Consider the following 21,198-nt stretch of genomic DNA (forward strand, 5'->3'; position numbering starts at 1 on the left):
CCGGCCATTAATCACAAATCATTTTTTTTAAACAAACACATATGAAATTTAAAAAGTCAATCTACTTCATTATTTCGGCCGTATTTTCCCTAGCCTTTCACGCTGTCATTGCGCAAACCGGTTTTTCAAATCCAGTCATTAGAGGCTTCAATCCAGATCCGAGTATTTGCCGTGTGGGCGATGACTATTATTTGGTCACTTCGTCTTTTGAGTATTTCCCGGGTCTCCCGATTTATCACAGTAAAGACCTTGTCAACTGGGAGCAAATCGGTCACTGTCTAACCCGGGATGCCCAGCTACCGCTGGAAAAGGCTGCTGCTTCAGGCGGCTTATTTGCTCCTTCGATCCGCTATCACGATGGTCTGTTCTATGTCGTCTGCACCAATGTATCATCAGGTGGCAATTTTTATTGCACAGCAACTGATCCCACTGGCCCCTGGAGTGATCCGATCCATGTGGCGATCGAGAGTATTGATCCCGATATATTTTGGGACGAGGATGGCAAAACCTATTTTGTCACACAGGGAAACGAAGGGATTCGGGTGACAGAGATTGATATCAAAACCGGAAAGGTTATTGGTCCCGAGCACCTGGTCTGGGGCGGTATCGACGGGCGTTTTCCCGAAGCTCCGCATCTCTATAAAAAAGACGGATTCTATTACCTGCTTTTGGGTGAGGGTGGTACAGAATACATGCATAGTGCAACAATTGGCCGGAGCAAGAATATCCTAGGCCCCTATGAATCCAGCCCACTAAATCCGATACTGACCCATGCCAATAGAATTGGTCAGGCAAATCCCATTCAAGGTGTAGGGCATGCAGATCTGGTCCAGGCCAAGGACGGCAGCTGGTGGCTGGTTTGCCTCGGTTTCAGGGTTACACAGCCCTACAGCTATTACCACATCCTGGGACGTGAAACCTTTCTTGCTCCTATGGACTGGCCGCAAGGGGGATGGCCACAGGTCAATGGCAATGGAACGATCAGCCTTGACATGAAAACAGCAACTTTGCCGTTGAAACCCTTCAGCAAACCTGCTATCCGAAGCGATTTTGACAAGGAACAACTAGGCCTTGAATGGCAATATTTAAGAAACCCCGTGCGGGATCATTATTCCTTGTCAGAAAAAAAGGGCTGGTTAAGCATACAAGCATCTCCAAATTCACTGAACGATGCCAAACCCCTATCAGCTATCCTAAGAAGACAAACAGAACACAACTTTACGGCTAGTACACTGCTGCAATTTGCATCTTCGAAGGACAATGAAGAGGCCGGAATCACAGTCATGCAAAACAACAGTCATCATTACGACCTGTTGATCAAACGACAGCAAGGAAAGAATCGCATTCAATTGCGTGTTAAAGTAGGCTCATTGAGCTACATCGCTGCTGAAAAAATTATTCAGGGCAACCAGCACAAATTAAGAATAGAAGGAACTTCACAACAGTATATCTTTTCTATAGCAAATCCCGGCAGTGAACAGTACAGCGAAATCGGAAGGCTCGACACACGCTATCTGGCAACCGAGGTTGCCGGTGGTTTTACAGGTGTCATGATAGGGCTGTATGCCACTTCAAATGGTATTCCGACGCATGCGAAAGTATTTTTTGACTGGTTCGACTATAAAACACACTAAAAATATGATAATTAAACAGATCCCAATTTTCTTCGCCTTTTTTTTGCAGGCATTCCTATTAAAGGCACAACTTAAGCTACCCGCTATATTTGGCGACAACATGATCCTCCAGCGGGACATCCCTATAAAATTATGGGGATGGGCCGAAAAAAATGAAACGGTCCATGTCCAGTTTATGCAGCAGCATCTAAAGACAAAAGCCGATAACAATGGGCAATGGCACATGACCTTAGCCCCTACTCCGCACGGAGGACCTTATCGCATGGAAATAAAAGGACACGACCAACACATTTCCCTAAAAAATATCCTGGTCGGTGAGGTGTGGCTTGCATCTGGTCAATCCAATATGGAATGGACCGTAAAAAATTCCAATAATGCCGCCAGCGAAATTAGCCATGCAACTTATCCGAGCATTCGGGCATTTAATGTAGAAAAGAGTATCAGTGATATACCCAAACAAGATCTTAAGGGAAAATGGGAAGTATGCTCTCCGGCCACTGTAGGCGATTTTTCCGCTGTAGGATACTTCTTTTCCCTCAAACTCTATCAGGAACTAGGTATTCCCGTGGGCATAATCAATGCTTCCTGGGGCGGTACCGGTGCCGAGACCTGGACTAGCGGGGGCAGTTTCAATAAATTGCCGGCACATTTCAGAGCACCCTACCAGCAGACTTTCACCGGCGACCTACAGCACTTTATAAAAGATAACGAATCAAAGAAACAGAAATATCTGCAAGCCTTAACCAAAGACCCGGGAATAGCCGCGAAATGGTACACAAACAATACAGGCCTATCAGCATGGGGAAAGATGAATGTTCCACAGTTATGGGAATCCAAATTGGGCGATATGAATGGTATTGTATGGTTCAAGCGCAGCATTTATCTTCCAAAGGGTAGCGCGGAAAAAGCTGGATCTATCCATCTTGGGACCATTGATGACGATGATATTTGCTGGATAAACGGTGTAGAAGTAGGTGAAACAAAAGGATATACCACCTCACGAAGCTACACGGTACCACAAGCTGTTTTAAAAGATGGTGAAAATACGATCACTGTAAAAATTATGGATACCGGCGGTGGTGGTGGATTTTACGGAAACCCGGTCCATTTGTATCTCGAAGTCGAAGGAGAGAAATTCCCTCTTGCTGGTGAATGGAATTATAAAGAGGCCGTCACTACGCAGCAGCATGACTATAAAGAAGTCTCGCCCAATATGTTTCCGTCCCTGCTCTTTAACGCCATGATCAATCCTATCGTCCCTTATACCATTAAGGGCGTCATCTGGTATCAGGGAGAAAATAATGCTGGCCAGGCGTATGATTACCGAACCCTATTTCCGAATCTAATACAAGATTGGCGATCGCACTGGAATCAAGAATTTCCATTTTACTGGGTCCAGTTGGCCAATTATATGGCCAAGGAAAAATCACCGGAAGACAGCGACTGGGCAAAATTGAGAGATGCACAGACCCGGACCCTCCGTCTTGCACATACGGGGCAGGCTGTGATCACGGACATTGGTGAAGCAGATGATATCCACCCACGTAACAAACAAGAAGTGGGCCGGCGGCTTGCTTTAATTGCACTGGCCAAAGATTACGGTCAAAAAGAACGCGTTTATTCTGGGCCAACGTTCAAATCGCTGGTAAAGGCGGACAATAAACTCGTTATTTCTTTTGATGCTACCGGAGGAGGACTTGTGGTTAACAACAAATATGGTTATGTCGAAGGATTCGCCCTAGCTGGAGCAGATAAAAAATTTGTTTGGGCCCGGGCTCATATTGAAGGTAATAAAATTATTGTTCAAGCAGATCAGATTATCAACCCTGTATTTGTCCGTTATGCCTGGAGCAACAATCCCGATGTCAATTTATTCAATAAAGAAGGCTTACCTGCCGTACCTTTTAGCAATGAGTAATCGAAAGCTACAACGATAAGTTACATGATTTAATAAAAAAAACTATAAAAATTAGAACGATGAAAACATTCTTAAGTTACATCATCATGCTGTTGATACTACCAGCATGCAGCAGTAAGGAGATTAAAGCTAACATGGAGCTCAATACGCCGGAGGCGAATGAAGAACCACAACCTACCTATAGCAAATTCTTGATACGGGACAACTTCAGCACCAACCAGCTGGTTGATGAAATGGGTTTAGGGATCAACCTCGGCAATGCATTAGACGCCACGGGCGACTGGATCAACCCAAGCAGCATCGCTAATTACGAAACAGCATGGGGCAGCCCGATCATTACAAAAGAAATGATCGAAGGATATGCCAATGCCGGTTATTCTTCACTGCGCATTCCGGTCACCTGGAGTAATATGATGATAAACGAGGAAAATTACAGAATCCATCCGGACCTGCTTAATAGAGTCGAATCGATCTTAAACTGGACACTTGATTGCGGCATGGTTGCCATTATAAACGTACACCATGAGAATGAATGGGTGAAGAAAGTTCCGACAGACAATGAAGCGAAGAAAAAGTTCACTTCCATCTGGGAGCAGCTCTGTAACCGTTTTGAGAAATATGGTGATCACTTGCTATTCGAACCCATGAATGAAATCGGTTACGACGAGATATGGACTCCCTGGAACGGCGGACAGACCGAAAAAGCAAAAGCATTCGGTTATGTCAATGAGCTGAATCAGCTTTTTGTCGACATCGTCAGGAGATCAGGCGGCAACAATGCAAAACGCCATCTTTTGGTCGAGATCTACAATACTGGTCTGGAGTACGCCTTCGACCCACTGACCAAAATTCCGGCTGATCCGGCAAAACATCTTGCATTGACCGTCCATTATTATACACCGCCACTATTTGCCATATTGGGCAACGGTGAAGATGCCGGATGGGGTGTTGGCGTTCCGTCCTGGGGTACAGCACAAGAATTTAAAGAGCTCAACGACAATATGGATCTGCTGAAGAAAAATTGTGTTGACAAAGGGATACCTGTCGTTATTGGCGAATATGCCTGTTCTTCCAAGAATAGAACGCAGGATGTGGTCAGGCTATTTAATGTTTCGGTAACCGAAGCCATTTATTCACGTGGCATGTGTCCTATGCTCTGGGATGTTCAGGGAGCTGGGCAATACGACCGAACGACCAGTCAATTTAAAGACCCCGTCTTTTTGGAGCAAATGATGGCAATACCGGCTAAATATCCACGCAGTCAAAAGTAAAGTTTGCCATACACAACTTAGGGAGGAAGTTAACCACCTCGGCCTGGCCCATTATAAATATACAGATACTAAAACTCATGAAACCAAAAACCATTTTTCTTCTCTGTCTGATCTTCTTGACAGCCCAACTTGTGGAGGCCCAGTATAAGTTTGATAAGCCGCTCTATGGGGCGGCCTACTATCACGAGTATATGCCCAGCGAGCGCCTGGAGGAAGATATCCGTCTGATGAAAAATGCTGGACTCAGCGTGATCCGTGTCGGCGAATCTGGCTGGGGCCTATTTGAACCGCAGGAAGGTGTATTCGATTTTGAATGGATGGACCGTATCATCAACAAAATGCATCAGGCTGGTATCAGCATCATACTCGGGACACCGACTTATTCCATTCCCGCCTGGCTTGCCCATAAGCATCCAGAGATAATAGCCGAACACCAGCGTGGCAATAAAGCGTACTATGGTATCAGACAGAATATGGACTTTACCAATTCCACTTTTAAATATTACAGTGAGCGTATTATCCGCAAGTTAATGGAAAGATATGCAAAGCATCCAGGGGTCATTGGCTATCAGGTAGACAACGAAACCGAGGCAAGAGGTATCAACAACCGCGATTACTTCATCGGCTTCCGCAATTACATTAAAGCGCGTTTTAACAATGATCTTGGTTTACTCAATAAAGCCTGGGGAATGAACTACTGGGGTATGAATATTCGCACCTGGGAAGAATTCTATACCCGGGATGGTGTCACCAACCCTTCCTATAAAAACGAATGGGAACGCTACAACCGCAAGCAGGTAGCCGATTTCCTGAATTGGCAATGTGATATTGTTAACGAATATAAACGGAAGGACCAATTTGTTACACATTGTTTCATGCCAGATTTTCACAATATAGACCAAGTTGAAAGTTTTCGCCAGATGCAATATCCCGCCATCAATATTTATCATGACGTACAGGATAAACAGGACGGTCAGCGCATAGCCTACGCCGGTGATTTTGTGCGGACTGTTGCCAAAAACAATTATATTGTTATGGAAACCAACGCCCAGGCCATCGGATGGGATGCCCGTACCCAGTACCCGCCATACGACAGGCAGCTGCGGCAAAACGTATATGCCCATTACGCCTCCGGTGCCAATATGGTGGAGTACTGGCATTGGTCTACCCTCCACTATGGACAGGAGACGTACTGGCGCGGTGTACTGGGACACGACCTGCAACCCAACAGGATATACAATGAGTTTAAAACGACAGCCCAGGAGCTGGCAAGGATCGGCGATCGCATTATTGACCTGAAAAAGAAAAATAAGGCCGCAATCTTATATAGCCACGATTCATACCACGCACTGAATTTTATGCCCTATACCTATAGAAACAACTATCCCATCGACATGGTATATAAGGCGCTCTACTGTCAGAACATTGAGGTCGACATTATCCCCTGTGACAAAATCAGTGATTTTAATGACTATGACATGTTGGTAATTCCACCGCTATATGTAGCAACCGACGAGCTGCTCCTAGCCATCGATAAGTTTGTAAAAGATGGCGGTCATGTTGTGATGATGTACAAAAGTGGCTATTGTAACGAGCACTCCGCAGTCAGGGCCACAGCTGCACCGGGGCCATTGCGTAAGGCCTGTGGATTCTACTATCAGGAGTTTTCCACCATCAGCGAAATGCAGCTCAGAAGTAATCCTTTTCAACTGACGAATAAAAATCAGATCGGCGACTGGTATGAATTTTTGGTACCTGAAACAGCCAAACCGCTGGCCTATGCTGACCACGCTTTCTATGGCAAGTGGCCTGTGATTACCGAAAACACGTACGGCAAGGGAAAACTGACCTATATCGGAACCTATCCTTCGCAGGAATTGCTCAATACAATAATCAGAAATGCTGCTGTGGCAGCAAAGGTCACTACTGGCGATAACTATACTTTCCCGATTATTCATCGTTCAGGAACAAATAAATGGGGTAAGACAATTCATTACCTATTTAATTACAGCGCCGAACCAAAACAGATTACCTATGTACTCCCTCAAGCCAAGGAACTTATTTCGGGCAAAGAGGCGCAAACAGGTCAGCAGCTGGAATTGAATCCTTGGGAAGTACTTATTATGGAACAAAACTAAATAATACACTCATCCACTTAACATTCACAATTTATTATGAGAGCACTTCTTCTTCTCCTATTTCTCACGGTAGCATCCGGACTTTCGGCCCAGACCTATACGGTACAATCGCCGGATGGGAAAATCTGTCTGGACATCGACCTTACTAACGGACTCTCTTATGCCGTCTCGTACAAAGACAGACAGGTCATAAATCCATCACCCTTAGGCTTCGAATTCCAGGATGAGCCGGCCATGCATAAAGGTCTTATCTTGTTGAATAGTCCAAGAACCACAAGGGGACACGACTCCTGGACTCCAGTTGTAAAGAACAAGCACGCCCACATCGAGATGCAGTGGAACGAGACACAGCTGGCCCTAGTCGAAAAAGAGGGTGAGCAGCGTCGGATGGATCTTTTCTTCCGGGTTTATGACCAGGGCGTCGCATTTCGTTATCAGTTATACAGCAGCCCTAAAATAGGCAATAGAGCCATCACTCGGGAGATGACCGGATTTTCGGTTGCAGATCATGCCCAAGCGTGGGCAGCAAGCTATAAGCCAAGGTATATATCCAGTCAGGAAAGCGAATTCGATAAAGTTCCTTTGGCAGGATTCAACGACGAGACCTTGGCTGGTCTTCCTTTATTGATCGAAGTCGACAAACAGAACTATCTCGCCATTACCGAAGCGCACATCGATAACTACCCCGGCTTTTATATCGGCCGAGAGGCCAATGATGATGATGGACAAACACTGCTCACCACCAAGCTTTCCCCTTTGCCGCGTGAAAAAGAAAACGGTATCAAAGTCCTTTTCTCTGACAAAATGCAGACACCTTGGCGCGTTCTGATGATCGGCGACAATCCCGGAAAATTTATCGAATCCGAAATTGTCCAGTCGCTCAACCCACCCTGTGCAATCGAAGACCCCAGCTGGATAAAGCCGGGGCTGTGCGCCTGGGACCACTGGTGGAGCGGGGAAGTGAAAATGGAGACTGCTGTTATCAAAGAATATATAGACTTTGCAGCTGCTCAAAGTTGGCCTTACATGCTGATCGACTGGCAGTGGTACGGTCCATTCAACCAAGCTAAAGCCGATATTACCAAAGCTGCCCCCCAAATCAATATGCCCGAAATACTGGACTATGCACGTCAGAAAAATGTACGCCTCTGGCTTTGGCTGTATAGTACCGATGCCAACCGCAATAACGCTTACGAAGAGGCTTTTGAACTGTATGAACGCTGGGGAATTGCGGGTGTAAAAATAGATTTTATGGACCGTGACGACCAAGAGATGGTCAATTGGTATCATAAAGTGATCAAGAAAGCCGCCGAGCACCGCTTGATGATCAATTTCCATGGTGCTTACAAACCTGATGGCATCGAACGCACGTACCCCAATATGATTACGCGTGAAGGTGTTCTGGGGGAAGAATACGCCAAATTCTCTGACCGTATCAGACCTACGCACAACGTCACCTTGCCATTCACGCGCATGCTGGCCGGACCAATGGACTATACACCGGGGGGCTTTCTGAACGTGACTCCAGTACAATTTAAGAAACAATCGCCCACCATGATGATGAATACACGCTGTGCCGAGCTCGCCAAATTTGTTATTTATGAAAGCCCCCTCACCGTATTCTGCGATCACCCGAAGCATGTACTAGGCCAGCCCGGAAGTGACTTTTTGCAGGTCGTACCCACCGTATGGGATGACACACGCTTTATTGATGGCTATCCCGGCGAATTTATTGTGATGGCCAAACGTGCCGGGACAAACTGGTTCATCGGCGCCATGACCAACGACGTGGCCCGCACGGTTACGGTACCGACCAGCTTTCTCCCCGCTGGAAAATATATACTGGAATACTGGCAGGATGCAAAAGAGGCCGCAACGAATCCCACAAAACTCGAGAAAAAAACTGTCGTTATCGAAGCCGGGAAACCGATAAAAATACCAATGGTCAGCGGTGGCGGCTATGCTGCGATCATCCGGCCACAGTAAGCTGCAGCCCCTCATCGTTGTAGAAATAAATACCATCTAAAATAACATACGATTTAAATAGAGAACTAAACCCTGTTATGAACAAGCACATTTTTAAGACATTATTACTATTTACCATCATTGGAACTGCGTTGAATGCTCCGGCCCAACAAAAAGGACAAGCCGGGTCTTCCGGTAAATTTCAGCCTACCTGGGAGTCTCTAGCACAATACGAAGCGCCGGAATGGTTTCGCAACGCCAAGTTTGGGATCTGGGCCCACTGGGGGCCTCAATGTCAGCCCGGAGAGGGTGACTGGTATGCCCGTGGCATGTATGATGAAGGCAGCGGACAGTATAATTCGCATCTGAAAAATTATGGTCATCCTTCTGTCGCTGGATTTAAGGATGTCATCCATACCTGGAAGGCCGAAAAGTGGGATCCCGAAAGGCTTGTAGCACTCTACAAAAAGGTAGGGGCACAATATTTTTTTGCAATGGGAAACCATCATGACAATTTCGATCTCTGGGACAGCAAGTATCAAAAATGGAATTCCGTCAACATGGGGCCCAAACGCGATATCCTCGCCGCCTGGTCAAAGGCAGCGAAAAAAAATAAGTTGCCCTTCGGCGTGAGCATCCATTCCTCCCATGCATGGACATGGTATGAGACCGCCCAACGAGCTGATCAGTCGGGTCCATTCAAAGGTATACCCTACGATGGAAACATGACCCAAGAAGATGGGAAAGGCAAATGGTGGGAAGGCTACGATCCCCAAGAACTGTATCGTCAAAATCATCCCCTCAGCAAGGGAAGTGAAGATATAAAATCATTATGGGCGCAGTGGGACTGGCACAATGGTGCTTCTAGACCCACACAGGAATACATCGATAATTTCTATCAACGAACAATAGACATGGTTGATACGTATCAACCTGACCTCCTTTATTTTGATGATACCACGCTCCCCCTATGGCCTATAAGCACGGTTGGACTTGATATTGCGGCCCATTTTTACAACGGCAACGCCAAGAAAAACAAGGGTAAGGTCGATGCAGTGCTGTTCGGAAAAATTTTATCCGAACAACAAAAAGACTGTCTGGTATGGGATGTCGAGCGCGGCGTACCGGATCATGTTCAGGAAAAAGCCTGGCAGACATGCACCTGCCTGGGAAGCTGGCATTACAATAAAGGGGACTACGAAAATAACAATTACAAGTCCAGTAAAAAAGTTGTGCATATGCTTATCGATATTGTCAGTAAAAATGGTAACCTCCTACTTAACGTTCCCATCAAGGGGGATGGCAGTATAGACGAAAAAGAGGAGAAAATTCTGCATGAAATAGGCGATTGGATGCAAGTTAATCAAGCCGGAATTTTTGATACCCGCCCCTGGATAATCTATGGTGAGGGTCCTAGTACGGTGGAAAAAAGGCCGTTAAATGCAGCTGGATTCAATGAAGACAAAGAAAATGCCTATACCGCAGAAGATATCCGTTTTGTGCAAAAAGGAAATGCCATTTATGCCCATATCCTGGCATGGCCAAACGACGGACAAATTTCGATCAAGTCTTTTGGACAGAAGAATACAACAGTTCCGCTAGTAACCGTTAAGACAGTATCGCTATTGGGCTACAAGAAAAAGCTCGAATTTAACCAAAATGAGGAAGCACTTTCCGTTACCCTGCCATCGGAAAAGCCTAATCAAATTTCGCTGGTGCTGAAAATTAATTAACCTATTTTTCATCATACAATAACATTATACACGAGTGCTTTTTCAGAACATCGTTTATACCATCAGAAAAATGAAAACCAATCCCAACATGAAAATTATTTTAGTCTTCTTCCACTTATTTCCGTTCCTGCTGTTTGGACAATCTGCCATGATTCATATCGAAGGGCGGCAGAGGAGCAGCTTAAACGGTTTGTGGGACGTCATTATAGATCCCTTTGATACCGGGTCGGGCGATTGGGCCGCCTACTATAAAGACCGGAAGCCATTGGGCAACACGGACTTTGTCGAATCCTCCTTTGAAGGCGGTCCGCAATTGTACGTACCTGGAGACTTCAACACACAACTTCCTGAACTCAACTATTATGAAAGCAGTGTCTGGTACAAACGTACTTTTAAAATACAGACAACTGACAATAACCGCTTCTTCATACACTTCGCTGCCGTAAATTATAAGGCCGAAGTTTACCTCAATGGGCTCAAGATTGGGGAACATGAAGGCGGTTTTACACCTTTCCAATTTGAAGTCACAGATCATTTGAGGAAGGGCGAAAATAGTATCATCGTTAAAGCCAATAATCAACGTATCAAAGACGGGGTACCGGGTCTTGGCTTCGACTGGTTCAATTACGGTGGAATAACACGGGACGTCAACCTCGTACAAACACCCAAAACCTATATCAAGGATTATTTTGTTCAGCTGGCGCAGAATGATGAAAATATTATCGACGGATATGTAACGCTTGATGGTCCTTCAAAAGAACAGGATATCGAAATCAACATTCCAGAATTGCATATCAATTTTAAAACCCGAACAGATAAAGCGGGAAAAGCGATACTCAGATTTCCATTACGGAAGAAAACGATGTGGACACCTGAAAATCCGAAGTTATATGAAGTTCATGTCTCTGCCGAGACCGATCGTCTTAAAGAACAGATTGGTTTTCGGACAATTAAGGTGGATGGAACAAATATTTTGTTGAACGGCAAATCCATCTTTCTGAAGGGGATTAATATCCATGAAGAAATTCCCCAGCGCCGGTCCCGCGCTTACAGCGAAAGTGATTATAAAATGCTGTTGGATTGGGCTAAAGAGCTGGGCTGTAATTATGTCCGTCTGGTACACTATCCACATCATGAAAAAATGGTAAAAATGGCTGAGAGAATGGGACTGATGGTCTGGGAAGAACTACCCATTTATCAGGGAATCGACTTTGCAGATCCGGGCATGAAGGACAAAATGAACTTCATGCTTAGCGAGATGATTGCCCGTGATAAAAATCGATCAGCAGTTATCATCTGGAGTCTTTCGAATGAGACATACCCCTCAGCGGCACGGGACAGTTCATTAACAAGGTTATATCATTTAGCCAAATCGTTGGACAATACCCGCCTTGTGACTTCTGCACTCAATAATATGCGTTTTGAAGGCAACAAAGCCTATATCGAAGATAAGGTTAACGGTGTGATGGATATTATGGCTATCAACCAATACCTGGGCTGGTACAAGCCTTGGCCCGAAACGGATCAAGAAGTCGAATGGATCTCCAGCTTCAATAAACCACTTATTTTTTCAGAATTTGGTGGTGAGGCAGTCTTTGGGAACAATATAGATCCCAAACGGGCAAGTAGCTGGAGTGAAGATTACCTGCTGGATATTTATAGGCGTCAATTTAAAATGTTTAAGAATATACCGTTTTTGCGGGGACTGACGCCATGGCTCCTGGTTGACTTTCGTTCGCCGGGAAGGGCACATCCAATTTATCAAAAAGGATGGAATAGAAAAGGATTATTATCCGACCGTGGAGAAAAAAAGAAGGCTTGGTACCTTGTAGCTGATCATTTCAAAAGCTACTAATTAGACTTTTGGTATTTAAAAGCATATAAACGTTAAATTACGAGCAAAAAAGCAGACAAAGCTCTAAAGTCGAGTTTTGTCTGCTAAAGTCGCCAGAAACAGATAAAAAACAACCGCTCCCATATACCCGTCCTTCATATACTCTCTCTAGCAACAGACCAGATCTACTGCGCTTCCAAAGGAGCAACGGTACCAAAGCCGACCTACCTGCCCAAAGTGCTTAGCTGTCTTTCAAAAATGATTATTGCATGTTATCACCCCGCCACATTTAGGCCGAGCGCATCAGCCCCTAGTGAAGCTGTTAGAATCCGTTGTGTTAAAAATAAATAGTTCAAAGCGCTAATTTTTATAGTCCTTTATCCACATAGGCAAAAGCAACTTAGGTGTCATACAAAAAGATGTAATCAAGCGTATTTCGAGAAAGTCTCCTATGCACAAATCTTCATTGTATCTAACAACAATAGGCATCTGCCAATGAAAGTATATAAAATAAAATAGGCTAGGGAATCAACACCTAGCCTATAAAAATACAATAAATCTAATGCCTAAGGTAATTAAACAACCATTTTCAGGGCAAGAAGGTTTTGAAAAACTTTCGAAATTTCCAGCCGAACAGAAGTACAATCGCTCCTAATAAAGTGATTAACCAAAGATTTGGGATCGCCCGTGACCTACGTTTATCTATACTCGACTTTAGCTCGGTTTGGAAGCGCCTATCGCTGGATTGGGAGGAAAGCTCATTTTTGACACCTGTATTCACTTTGGATTCCAGCATAACAAGTTGTCCATGCTGTCCAATCAATCCACTATCCGGATGAAAACGAAAATTGCTATCAGACCAGAATAACCAGTACCGAGATTGGCTGTCATGTTGCACGCCATATTGTAGCTCTATTTGCTTATGATGCTGAGCCATATCGCTTTTAGACAACCAACTCTCCTTATCCCTACTTTGATAGAGCCTACAGGAACCTAGGTACGAGCATGCAATGACAAAGAGTAGACATTTGTAAATATACTTTTCCATATCCCCTCCTCTCAGTCTATCCAATTTGAAAATGCATAGATCGTCACGATTGGACGCCGCTTAGACAGCACCCGATCTTCCACATTTCCCTCCACAGTCAGTATAAAACTTTTTTCTCTTTTCTGGACGATCCCCACATGGTTGATCCGTCCCTGCCGCTGACTATAGATCGCAAAGAGATCTGCCGGCCGAATGCTCTCCCGCTTTATCTGCTGCCCGGTATAACGACGGGCCATGGGAAATAGTGCTGGGCTCCAGGCATTGCGTGGTGCTGTACGTCCCGCCTTTCCATAACACCAGGACACAAACGCCGCACACCAGGCATAACCTTTGCCTAGACCTGTGTAGGCCAGGTATTCCTCCACCTTAGCGCCATCATTATTGCCTGTTGCTTCCGTAATACCGATCTCCTGTACAGCAATCTGGACAATACGTTTGCGAAGAGCGACCATGCGATCCTGATGCCCAGGTCTGGCCCCCATAGCTATAGACCTGGGCTGATTTCCAAATGGTTTCCGCGCTACAGCAGGATGGCTAAAACCGCCAAGAAAGAGAACAGCGACAAAAAGAACACCGAAAAATAAAGAATGCATTGTTGCCATGATGTCAATTGATTAAAGTGATAACTAAGGTCCTGACGGAAAAACTTAAAAGGCTGCCAGAGCAGTTCCTGCAGCCAGTAACAGCAGTAGATCGCAAGCAATCCGGTCAGGATAGCAAAGAGCAAGACCGATAGGATACCGATATCCAATACACCGGCTGTGGGATCTATGGCCTGGAGCAAAAGACCCGCTGAAATAAAAAACAAGCAAAGACAGACCAGCACAATTCCGAGAAGCTGCCTATTTGTTAAAGGCCAATAGATATCCTCGATATCAGTGACCATTTCGTTTTGTAATGTTTTCATTTTTAATAAATCATTTAATAATCCGATCTATAGTAGCTATGCGAATAGCCCCAGATACTGACTATTTGAAAAATTAGTTTTATCTCTATCATGTACAATCAAGTAAAGATGTACAGGCAGCTCTTCCATTCCTTCGGGTAACTGCAGCTGCAACTTGCCATCATGCCGCAGGGCCACTTCCTCATTGATTGCAGCCAGCTCTTGCGTTATAGCATACGCACAGAGGATGACGCCATCATCCCGTTCATCCCTTCTATATTTTTCCGCGATGGGATCCCAAGTTAGCCCAATAGTTGCTCCCTGACGCTCAACGGAGTAGACCCTCATGGAAGCCTTCACGCCCGCACTCAATTTTGCTTTTGCTGGGTCTACTTCAATATTGGGATAGGTACCTACCATGGCCCCGTGTAATATGGCAGACATTGCACGCCCGATCGCCGACTTTTTGTTTTTACGTGAGGTATAACCCAGCTGTATGATATAATTCACCGGATTGAGGAATTTCCTCGCTTTGGTGAATTTCATCTGCACTGTTTCGGTCCCATTGGCCACAAAAACCCGACTTTCCTTTTGTTTCGATAATATTTTCATTTCATTTACAATTGATTCCCAAATGTATGGGAGTAAACACCTTACTAATTTTAATATGACCGGTATTACGTACCGGTCATATTGCTTTAACACTAGACTAGATCCAGTTCGCCGAGATAGTGTGTTCGGCTGATCCTTTTGTTCTTACGATCGGCAAAGAAGAGCCAGAGCTGTCCTTTACCTCCGAGGAAGTGTTCTGGCAGTTCAATATCTGCTGTCCCCAATCCCCTGGTAGGAGGTTCGGGAGCTGTCATAAACTCGTCCAGCGCAGGCTGGTACAGCAAAATGTAGACACGATCGTCAAGATTGCCGTGCTGGATTTCAATAGCTTTATTTGTCCAGCTGACCATTAACATTCCGGCGGCCACCTCAGCTTTTACCGTACCACCGGGCTGCAAACTTCCCTGCGAAATTTGTACCTTAGCATAGTCAAGCGTAAAGTTGGGATAGGTCCCTACGACAGCCGTCTTGATATTGGCCTGCAGCGCCGCATTTGTTGGCGTCATCGTGTTGGCGTTGATCTGCGAAAAACCTACCTGCACAAAGGGTGCGATAGGCATAATAAATTTGGCAATGGTGTAGAACCGAGCCTGCTGAATCAGTTGCTCTTCAGTCGCGGGCTTATTGCTTTTTTTTGAAAGCCCACGGATGTAATCAATGCTTTTCCAGCTAGCTCCTATTACCGACCCAGCTTTACCACTGAATCCACCATTTGCACCTTTTCTAATTGTTCCCATGTTATTATTTTTTAAAAGTTTAAAACATGTAAAAACTTGACTTTTACCGGTATATCATGCTTTACAACAACAAACATAAAATCGATAATTCGTAATTTCAAGGTAGAAAATTGGATAGTCCGATCGCTGTCCTAGCCCTATTTGCCCTAGGATTTATAGCGCATACAATTGTCCGTTTGCTGTCCATGCCAAAAAGATCTCTGTAACCTGGCCAATTCGATATCGCTTCAATATCACTTCGTGCCCTATCCGTACTTGATTCGGCATTTATCCACTGTTTCTCTACTTATTACCTACTGTTTTCCTACTCTTTTAGTAGGGAATCAGTGGAGGATATGTAGCGGAATACAGCAGTGATTGCGAATATGGTACGAAGCAGCAATGAAGAAGTCTTGAATAAGGGACGGAAAATGGAAAGGAGAAAGCTTTGTTATCTAAAAAAATCGAAAGTAAACGAAAGAAGAAAAGTGAAGAATCGGATTACAGGAAAATTAATCCGCGAGGTGGTGGTATTTCTTTTTGAAAGCGACCATATCCGCATGCAAAAAATATTTGCCGGTGTGGTCTTTTTTGATCGGGAGTATCAAACCCTATTTTTCACAGCGGTAGAGTGTTTTTGAAACAATGCCTACGTAGCGGCATACCTCTTTGCTATGCACCAGTTCTAGCGGAGGATCGGGCAGTTTTCGGAGAATCAATGCTTTGATCTGCTCGGAAGAATCCGTGATCTTGTCAACAAGATACCTGAATGCGTCATGCAAACAGGGCTGGCGACATTCTTTTGGCTTAGCAGAAATGTCAAAACAGCCCTCACAATGTAAATATTTATTCATAGATTGGGATTTAGGATCAATTGCCCTCCCCTTTCACAGCCGGAAAACCAATTGATCGGGTTTATAATAATTGAAGATTTTCATACCTACACCACTTGCCCCATCCCATTTATTCATGACTTTTAAGAATTTTATTTCGGTATTGCATAGCCTGTTCAGAAAGTAAATTGAGAAATTTACTTTTGAGCCGACTTGAGCTTTTGACCATCAGATTGGACCGCCTTAAAATTGCATGAAATACCCGCTCCAGAAAGGACAGGATTTCTGGATGGGTGGTGCTGACATTTTGCAGCATAAATAAGGTAAAAAATGCTTTTTTAGGCTTATTCCCTACTCCCATTAGTGTAATACCCTCGCGCATGACCGATTCAAAATCATAGAGTTCGATCCATGCTCCCTTTATTTTTTTACCTTCCAGAATGATGGGATTGAGGTATTTCACGAGCTCATCGACCTCAGCCAGCAACCCTTCAACAGTCTCCTGCTGTTCAAACTTACCATATACATAACACTCATCAATGAGCCGGAGCAGTTTTTCAAAAGTATGTCTATCCCATATTTCTTCACTGCCAATAGCAGCATAGCTTTCAAATATGGTACGAAAGCGTAATGACAAGTCAAAGTGCTTTACTTTTCTCAGAAACTCTTCAAAGGTGATTCTTTCATCCACAATATGATGATAGTACATAAAAATCTTAAAAAAAGCCAGTTGCTCAAAGCCCACCAGATGAAACAGTGGCACCTCCGAACATACCATTTTTACCCAGGGACTGTCCCTGCTGGCCAAGGTTTCCATTTCCTCGCAGAGGGCCTCGATATATTGTTGAAGGTCTGTAAATTCGAGGCGCAACAGTGGTATATAGCTGGAGTCGATTGACAATACAGTCTGGGGTGCAAAGCCCGATAATTTTTCAGGTCTGGCTTCTGCTGCTGCCCGCTGTTGCAATTGTCGTTCGATATCGTACATACGGATATCGAAATGGCGAGCAAGCCGATAAAATTCGGGACCAGTCAAATACGTCGTACCCCTTTGCCGATTGCGCAGCGAACGCTTTTCAATGCAAAGCAATTCCATCATTTCCGCTGTCGTTCGATCAGGGTCATTTATTTTTTCTTCGATAATCTGAAACAGGATAAGTTGTATATCAATATCAGGCTGCATAAACTGGATAACGCTAAAGTTAATTATTTAAAATAATAAACTTTAAATATAACATAAACCTTAATTGATTAAAAATAAAACTTTATATGATACAATTATTTTACCAAACGATTTATCTAACGGTAAAATTTTTACCGTCAAGCAGCTAGAAATAAAATATTGATCTTTTGCTAATCCATTTTGAATTTACTTATTATTTTGGCTACCAACGTAGGCTCTATCCGGTAATAGCCTCCGGGCTTATGCAGACAGCGGTACGAATAAAGTTTATTTTGCACATTTTTTTTGGTGATCTTTTCAAACAGATCTTCAAGGACAGGAGATATAATAATATAGTACTCTTCCAGGTCGAATAACATAATATGGTCAGCACGAATATACAACGTCTTGTTGATCTGTATAAAATCTCCTTCAAAGATTGTGTCAAGCGGCTCATCGTCCTCAGTTAAAAAAGGGATGACATGACCTTCGTTAATTATTGCATAATCAAAATCTTCTCCATATATAAATGCGAAAAACTCCACATCTATTATCTCCCTAGCTGGATCAGTAGATTTAACTTTTTCTGCCTCTACAAATGTATTGGCAAGCTTTTGTGCTTCGTCTATTAACCGCTTATCTTCACGATCTTTTGATCTCGTTTTTTTAGCGGGATTTTTATACTGGGCACTCAAAATTGCAAACATTCGTTTTCGATATCCTTTGAAGAAGATCAATACAAAATAGCCAATTATTACTGCTGATAAGTAATATTTAAAATCAACCTGTCGATAAAAAGCCATGATTTCTGGTTCGATTCTCGAAACATACACTTCAGCTAAAGCTTTGCCCAGCGCACTGCTATTCCGTCCTGTATTAAAGAGGGCATATCCAAAAAATAAGTGGGTGAACGTATAAGGGACGACAGCCCATAATGCCTGATCATTGGGCGGGTTATGTTTAAAATTTAGCTGTGCGATCATAACGACGGTACAGAACCAAAATCCATAAAAAGCCGTCGCCGATGATAAAGACCATGTAATTCGGTCTACAATCATTTTATCATAAAGGGGCTCAGCTAAAGACCTAAGCGCAGGAATATAAGCCGCAAAATTACAGATAGCCACCACTAGAATACCGGCAACAATGCAGATAAGATAATCATACCACCTAGGTTTACCTTTTGTTTCAATCATAATCGGTCAAATAATTGGCTGTAAATATATTATTTTAAACAGGCCCAACATAGGTAATATATTTACCCAAATGCAGGCTCTTTGGTAAAACAATTACCTTTCGAATGAATATCAAAGTGCCTAAATTTACTTTATTCGAAATTCATTTCCTGATGAATATCGAGAACATATATAAACCTTATGAGCAAACGGCCAATTATTGAGCATACCATTGCCATATTATAATAACGATTTGACTAAATGGGAACATACTATTCTGAAAAAGAAGCACTCCTGACATTTTATACCTATTGGGAAAAATTTCATCCGGGGCTTGAAGACTTCCACAAGAGCTGGTTGCTGAAAAATGGGGAGATTATACCGATGACAAGAGGTCAGATCCTATCGGAGACTCCACATATGCAATCCACACTCTACATTGTATTGGTAGGTATATTGGCAAAAGAGCGTTATTGTCCCGATCGGGACGAACGACTCATCATGACGGTAGCCTTACCCCATATGGGATTTTTCACGACGATGCATTTTTTTAGCAGAAGTCCAGCATTGGGAGATATTGTCTGTTTAAAATCGGGATTAGTCCTCAAGATTCCCTACAAAGCCATAGGCCCCTATCGTAATCAGGAAAAAGCCATCGACACGTTAATTGATCTCTTGGTCAATAAGAAAAAATACCAACTTGACCATCTTCGGGTAATGGATTCATTGCTTATATCCACAGATCGTTATTTCTACTTCGCAGACCAACTACCGCAGCTCTGTCATACGCTTAGTCAAACCGAGCAAGCGCGGCTTTTACGCATGTCGGTGCGTTCTATTCGTCGGGCGAAGCAATTATATGTACGGAGCAAGTGATTTTTAGGTAACTTGATATCCTCGCTTCGGTCAAAAATCCTGGAATATCTTTGAATTAATGAAGAAAGATCAAGGACATCAGAACAGAAATAGAGAAGTCTCTAGCAGTTTAATTTTGATGCATTGAATCAATCAAGTGTAGAGTGGGCAGTAGTAATACGATTAAATTTTGTTGCATCAATTCACCCCAGAAAAGCTAATCTTGCGGTTACAACACATGAATTCTGTCATCCATTTGCGGCCGATTTCCGAAAGCTACAAAACACAAAATTCTGTGTCGTGTCAGATGGTGTCCGATGGTTTACGCTATGGCAATTGATCTTATTAAAATAATCCTTGAACTGATTTGTTAAACTTAATTCGGAATACTGTTTGATCTCAATGCCGCTGCATTTTTTTGGACCTTGTTCAGAAAATGTGCCTATAACCAAAATTCCATCTGGATTTATATTTTCTTTTACCTTCTTTAGATAACCTGCAATATCATCTTCGCTTGTTAAAAAATGAAAAGCTGCCCGGTCATGCCAAAAATCATAACTTTCTGTAGGCACAAAATGAGTAATATCCTCGACGATCCACTTTACCTTATCAGCTTTATCGCCTAACCGTTGTCTTGCTCTGTCAATAGCTTTTTCGGAAATATCCAAGACCGTAATATCTTCATATCCCAAATCTATTAGATAATCGACCAGCAAGCTATCACCACCACCAACGTCAATAATTTTTGCAGAGACAGGTACATTAAAAGCACTTAAATAATCCAAGGATGTTTGCGGTGTTTGCTGATACCAGCTTGTCTCTTTAAGCTCTTTGGTCTTGTAAATATTTTCCCAGTGATTTTTACGATTGAATCTTTCCATACATGTTTTTATGTTATGAACTTATTTAATTTATAGGCTGTTGCACCTGTCATATTCCGTTTGGGCTGTTGACCTATTTAACTATGAAGACTTAAATCTACAAAAAAGAGTCTATAAGCTCTTGCTATCAATCCATTTTGCTGGTCGGATTTTAGAAAACAGCCCCCCTTTAGGAACGATCGCATTCATTGCGATCTATTTGTCGGGCGATACAATGATATGTAGGCGAAAATAATTTTTAGGCCACCTGATGTCCTCGTTTTGGTGAAAAACCCTGCAATATCTTTGAGTTAACGAAAGAAGAAAAGTACGAAGGATTAAATTACAGTAATGAAGCAACAACAGTCAAACGGCAAAGGACAGGCTAACAGACATATCTCGGAGATAAGCCCGATCTACTCAGCAGTGAGCGATCCGAAGCAGGGCCATCCAGCAATGCTGCAGGAGGATGTCAGGGGCATGGCAGGAGATCATCGCATCTCGCTGGGAAACTGTTGTTGTGCAGGGCCAGTCAGAGATCGACACGGCCGTAGGTTT

Annotated in this window: 17 protein-coding genes; 9 read left to right on the forward strand and 8 right to left on the reverse strand. The window is 43.6% G+C overall.

Annotation, left to right across the window (positions count from 1 at the left end):
* The first annotated feature begins 41 nt into the window (after window positions 1–41).
* The 7 genes from OGI71_RS12515 (at window position 42) to OGI71_RS12545 (ending at window position 12,514) form a co-directional block, all read left to right on the forward strand.
* Window positions 42–1,634 (forward strand): glycoside hydrolase family 43 protein, encoded by a 1,593-nt coding sequence (locus tag OGI71_RS12515; protein WP_282255806.1) that lies wholly within the window; start codon window positions 42–44, stop codon window positions 1,632–1,634.
* Between the two features lie 4 nt (window positions 1,635–1,638).
* Window positions 1,639–3,552 carry a sialate O-acetylesterase gene (locus OGI71_RS12520; RefSeq protein WP_282255808.1) on the forward strand — a complete coding sequence of 638 codons (1,914 nt, stop codon included), beginning with the start codon at window positions 1,639–1,641 and terminating at the stop codon, window positions 3,550–3,552.
* Window positions 3,553–3,611: 59 nt separating this feature from the next.
* Entirely contained in the window at window positions 3,612–4,823 is a 1,212-nt protein-coding gene (locus OGI71_RS12525; RefSeq protein WP_282255809.1) for a glycoside hydrolase family 5 protein, read from the forward strand.
* 77 nt (window positions 4,824–4,900) lie between these two features.
* Complete coding sequence (locus OGI71_RS12530; protein WP_282255810.1) at window positions 4,901–6,961, forward strand: beta-galactosidase; 2,061 nt, start codon at window positions 4,901–4,903, stop codon at window positions 6,959–6,961.
* A gap of 36 nt (window positions 6,962–6,997) precedes the next feature.
* Entirely contained in the window at window positions 6,998–8,947 is a 1,950-nt protein-coding gene (locus tag OGI71_RS12535) for a glycoside hydrolase family 97 protein (protein WP_282255811.1), read from the forward strand.
* Window positions 8,948–9,024: 77 nt separating this feature from the next.
* Complete coding sequence (locus tag OGI71_RS12540; RefSeq protein WP_282255812.1) at window positions 9,025–10,659, forward strand: alpha-L-fucosidase; 1,635 nt, start codon at window positions 9,025–9,027, stop codon at window positions 10,657–10,659.
* 88 nt (window positions 10,660–10,747) lie between these two features.
* Window positions 10,748–12,514, forward strand: coding sequence for a glycoside hydrolase family 2 TIM barrel-domain containing protein (locus OGI71_RS12545; protein ID WP_282255813.1), 1,767 nt, complete (start codon window positions 10,748–10,750; stop codon window positions 12,512–12,514).
* Window positions 12,515–13,082: 568 nt separating this feature from the next.
* Here OGI71_RS12545 and OGI71_RS12550 read toward each other — a convergent pair.
* From OGI71_RS12550 to OGI71_RS12570, 5 genes are all read right to left on the reverse strand, one after another.
* On the reverse strand, window positions 13,083–13,541 hold the full coding sequence (locus OGI71_RS12550) for a hypothetical protein (protein WP_282255814.1): 459 nt from the start codon (window positions 13,539–13,541) through the stop codon (window positions 13,083–13,085).
* 11 nt (window positions 13,542–13,552) lie between these two features.
* A complete protein-coding gene (locus OGI71_RS12555) occupies window positions 13,553–14,143 on the reverse strand; it encodes a CHAP domain-containing protein (protein ID WP_282255815.1) in 591 nt (196 codons plus the stop codon).
* Complete coding sequence (locus tag OGI71_RS12560; RefSeq protein WP_282255816.1) at window positions 14,062–14,448, reverse strand: hypothetical protein; 387 nt, start codon at window positions 14,446–14,448, stop codon at window positions 14,062–14,064. The genes OGI71_RS12555 and OGI71_RS12560 overlap by 82 nt, the downstream gene beginning before the upstream one ends.
* A gap of 36 nt (window positions 14,449–14,484) precedes the next feature.
* Window positions 14,485–15,039, reverse strand: a complete 555-nt coding sequence (locus OGI71_RS12565) for a DUF6266 family protein (protein WP_282255817.1) — start codon at window positions 15,037–15,039, stop codon at window positions 14,485–14,487.
* Between the two features lie 92 nt (window positions 15,040–15,131).
* Window positions 15,132–15,776 (reverse strand): DUF6266 family protein, encoded by a 645-nt coding sequence (locus OGI71_RS12570; RefSeq protein WP_282255818.1) that lies wholly within the window; start codon window positions 15,774–15,776, stop codon window positions 15,132–15,134.
* 410 nt (window positions 15,777–16,186) lie between these two features.
* Here OGI71_RS12570 and OGI71_RS12575 point away from each other — a divergent pair, with 410 nt between their 5' ends.
* A complete protein-coding gene (locus OGI71_RS12575) occupies window positions 16,187–16,396 on the forward strand; it encodes a hypothetical protein (protein WP_282255819.1) in 210 nt (69 codons plus the stop codon).
* Window positions 16,397–16,718: 322 nt separating this feature from the next.
* Here OGI71_RS12575 and OGI71_RS12580 read toward each other — a convergent pair whose 3' ends face one another.
* Together OGI71_RS12580 and OGI71_RS12585 are read right to left on the reverse strand one after the other, a co-directional pair.
* Window positions 16,719–17,771 (reverse strand): hypothetical protein, encoded by a 1,053-nt coding sequence (locus tag OGI71_RS12580; RefSeq protein WP_282255820.1) that lies wholly within the window; start codon window positions 17,769–17,771, stop codon window positions 16,719–16,721.
* A 170-nt stretch (window positions 17,772–17,941) separates the two neighbouring features.
* Window positions 17,942–18,946 (reverse strand): hypothetical protein, encoded by a 1,005-nt coding sequence (locus tag OGI71_RS12585; RefSeq protein ID WP_282255821.1) that lies wholly within the window; start codon window positions 18,944–18,946, stop codon window positions 17,942–17,944.
* A gap of 240 nt (window positions 18,947–19,186) precedes the next feature.
* Here OGI71_RS12585 and OGI71_RS12590 point away from each other — a divergent pair, with 240 nt between their 5' ends.
* Window positions 19,187–19,801 (forward strand): hypothetical protein, encoded by a 615-nt coding sequence (locus OGI71_RS12590; protein ID WP_282255822.1) that lies wholly within the window; start codon window positions 19,187–19,189, stop codon window positions 19,799–19,801.
* Window positions 19,802–20,028: 227 nt separating this feature from the next.
* Here the strand turns inward: OGI71_RS12590 and OGI71_RS12595 are convergent, their stop codons facing one another.
* Complete coding sequence (locus OGI71_RS12595; protein ID WP_282255823.1) at window positions 20,029–20,661, reverse strand: class I SAM-dependent methyltransferase; 633 nt, start codon at window positions 20,659–20,661, stop codon at window positions 20,029–20,031.
* Window positions 20,662–21,198: the final 537 nt, after the last annotated feature.

Source organism: Sphingobacterium sp. ML3W (assembly GCF_029542085.1).
In the GTDB taxonomy this organism is placed as follows: domain Bacteria; phylum Bacteroidota; class Bacteroidia; order Sphingobacteriales; family Sphingobacteriaceae; genus Sphingobacterium.

Excerpts from the sequence above, each read along its gene's own strand:
- OGI71_RS12515 (WP_282255806.1), top strand. The coding sequence starts at position 42 with ATGAAATTTAAAAAGTCAATCTACTTCATTATTTCGGCCGTATTTTCC.
- OGI71_RS12520 (WP_282255808.1), top strand. The coding sequence starts at position 1,639 with ATGATAATTAAACAGATCCCAATTTTCTTCGCCTTTTTTTTGCAGGCA.
- OGI71_RS12525 (WP_282255809.1), top strand. The coding sequence starts at position 3,612 with ATGAAAACATTCTTAAGTTACATCATCATGCTGTTGATACTACCAGCA.
- OGI71_RS12530 (WP_282255810.1), top strand. The coding sequence starts at position 4,901 with ATGAAACCAAAAACCATTTTTCTTCTCTGTCTGATCTTCTTGACAGCC.
- OGI71_RS12535 (WP_282255811.1), top strand. The coding sequence starts at position 6,998 with ATGAGAGCACTTCTTCTTCTCCTATTTCTCACGGTAGCATCCGGACTT.
- OGI71_RS12540 (WP_282255812.1), top strand. The coding sequence starts at position 9,025 with ATGAACAAGCACATTTTTAAGACATTATTACTATTTACCATCATTGGA.
- OGI71_RS12545 (WP_282255813.1), top strand. The coding sequence starts at position 10,748 with ATGAAAATTATTTTAGTCTTCTTCCACTTATTTCCGTTCCTGCTGTTT.
- OGI71_RS12550 (WP_282255814.1), bottom strand. The coding sequence starts at position 13,541 with ATGGAAAAGTATATTTACAAATGTCTACTCTTTGTCATTGCATGCTCG.
- OGI71_RS12555 (WP_282255815.1), bottom strand. The coding sequence starts at position 14,143 with ATGGCAACAATGCATTCTTTATTTTTCGGTGTTCTTTTTGTCGCTGTT.
- OGI71_RS12560 (WP_282255816.1), bottom strand. The coding sequence starts at position 14,448 with ATGAAAACATTACAAAACGAAATGGTCACTGATATCGAGGATATCTAT.
- OGI71_RS12565 (WP_282255817.1), bottom strand. The coding sequence starts at position 15,039 with ATGAAAATATTATCGAAACAAAAGGAAAGTCGGGTTTTTGTGGCCAAT.
- OGI71_RS12570 (WP_282255818.1), bottom strand. The coding sequence starts at position 15,776 with ATGGGAACAATTAGAAAAGGTGCAAATGGTGGATTCAGTGGTAAAGCT.
- OGI71_RS12575 (WP_282255819.1), top strand. The coding sequence starts at position 16,187 with ATGGAAAGGAGAAAGCTTTGTTATCTAAAAAAATCGAAAGTAAACGAA.
- OGI71_RS12580 (WP_282255820.1), bottom strand. The coding sequence starts at position 17,771 with ATGCAGCCTGATATTGATATACAACTTATCCTGTTTCAGATTATCGAA.
- OGI71_RS12585 (WP_282255821.1), bottom strand. The coding sequence starts at position 18,946 with ATGATTGAAACAAAAGGTAAACCTAGGTGGTATGATTATCTTATCTGC.
- OGI71_RS12590 (WP_282255822.1), top strand. The coding sequence starts at position 19,187 with ATGGGAACATACTATTCTGAAAAAGAAGCACTCCTGACATTTTATACC.
- OGI71_RS12595 (WP_282255823.1), bottom strand. The coding sequence starts at position 20,661 with ATGGAAAGATTCAATCGTAAAAATCACTGGGAAAATATTTACAAGACC.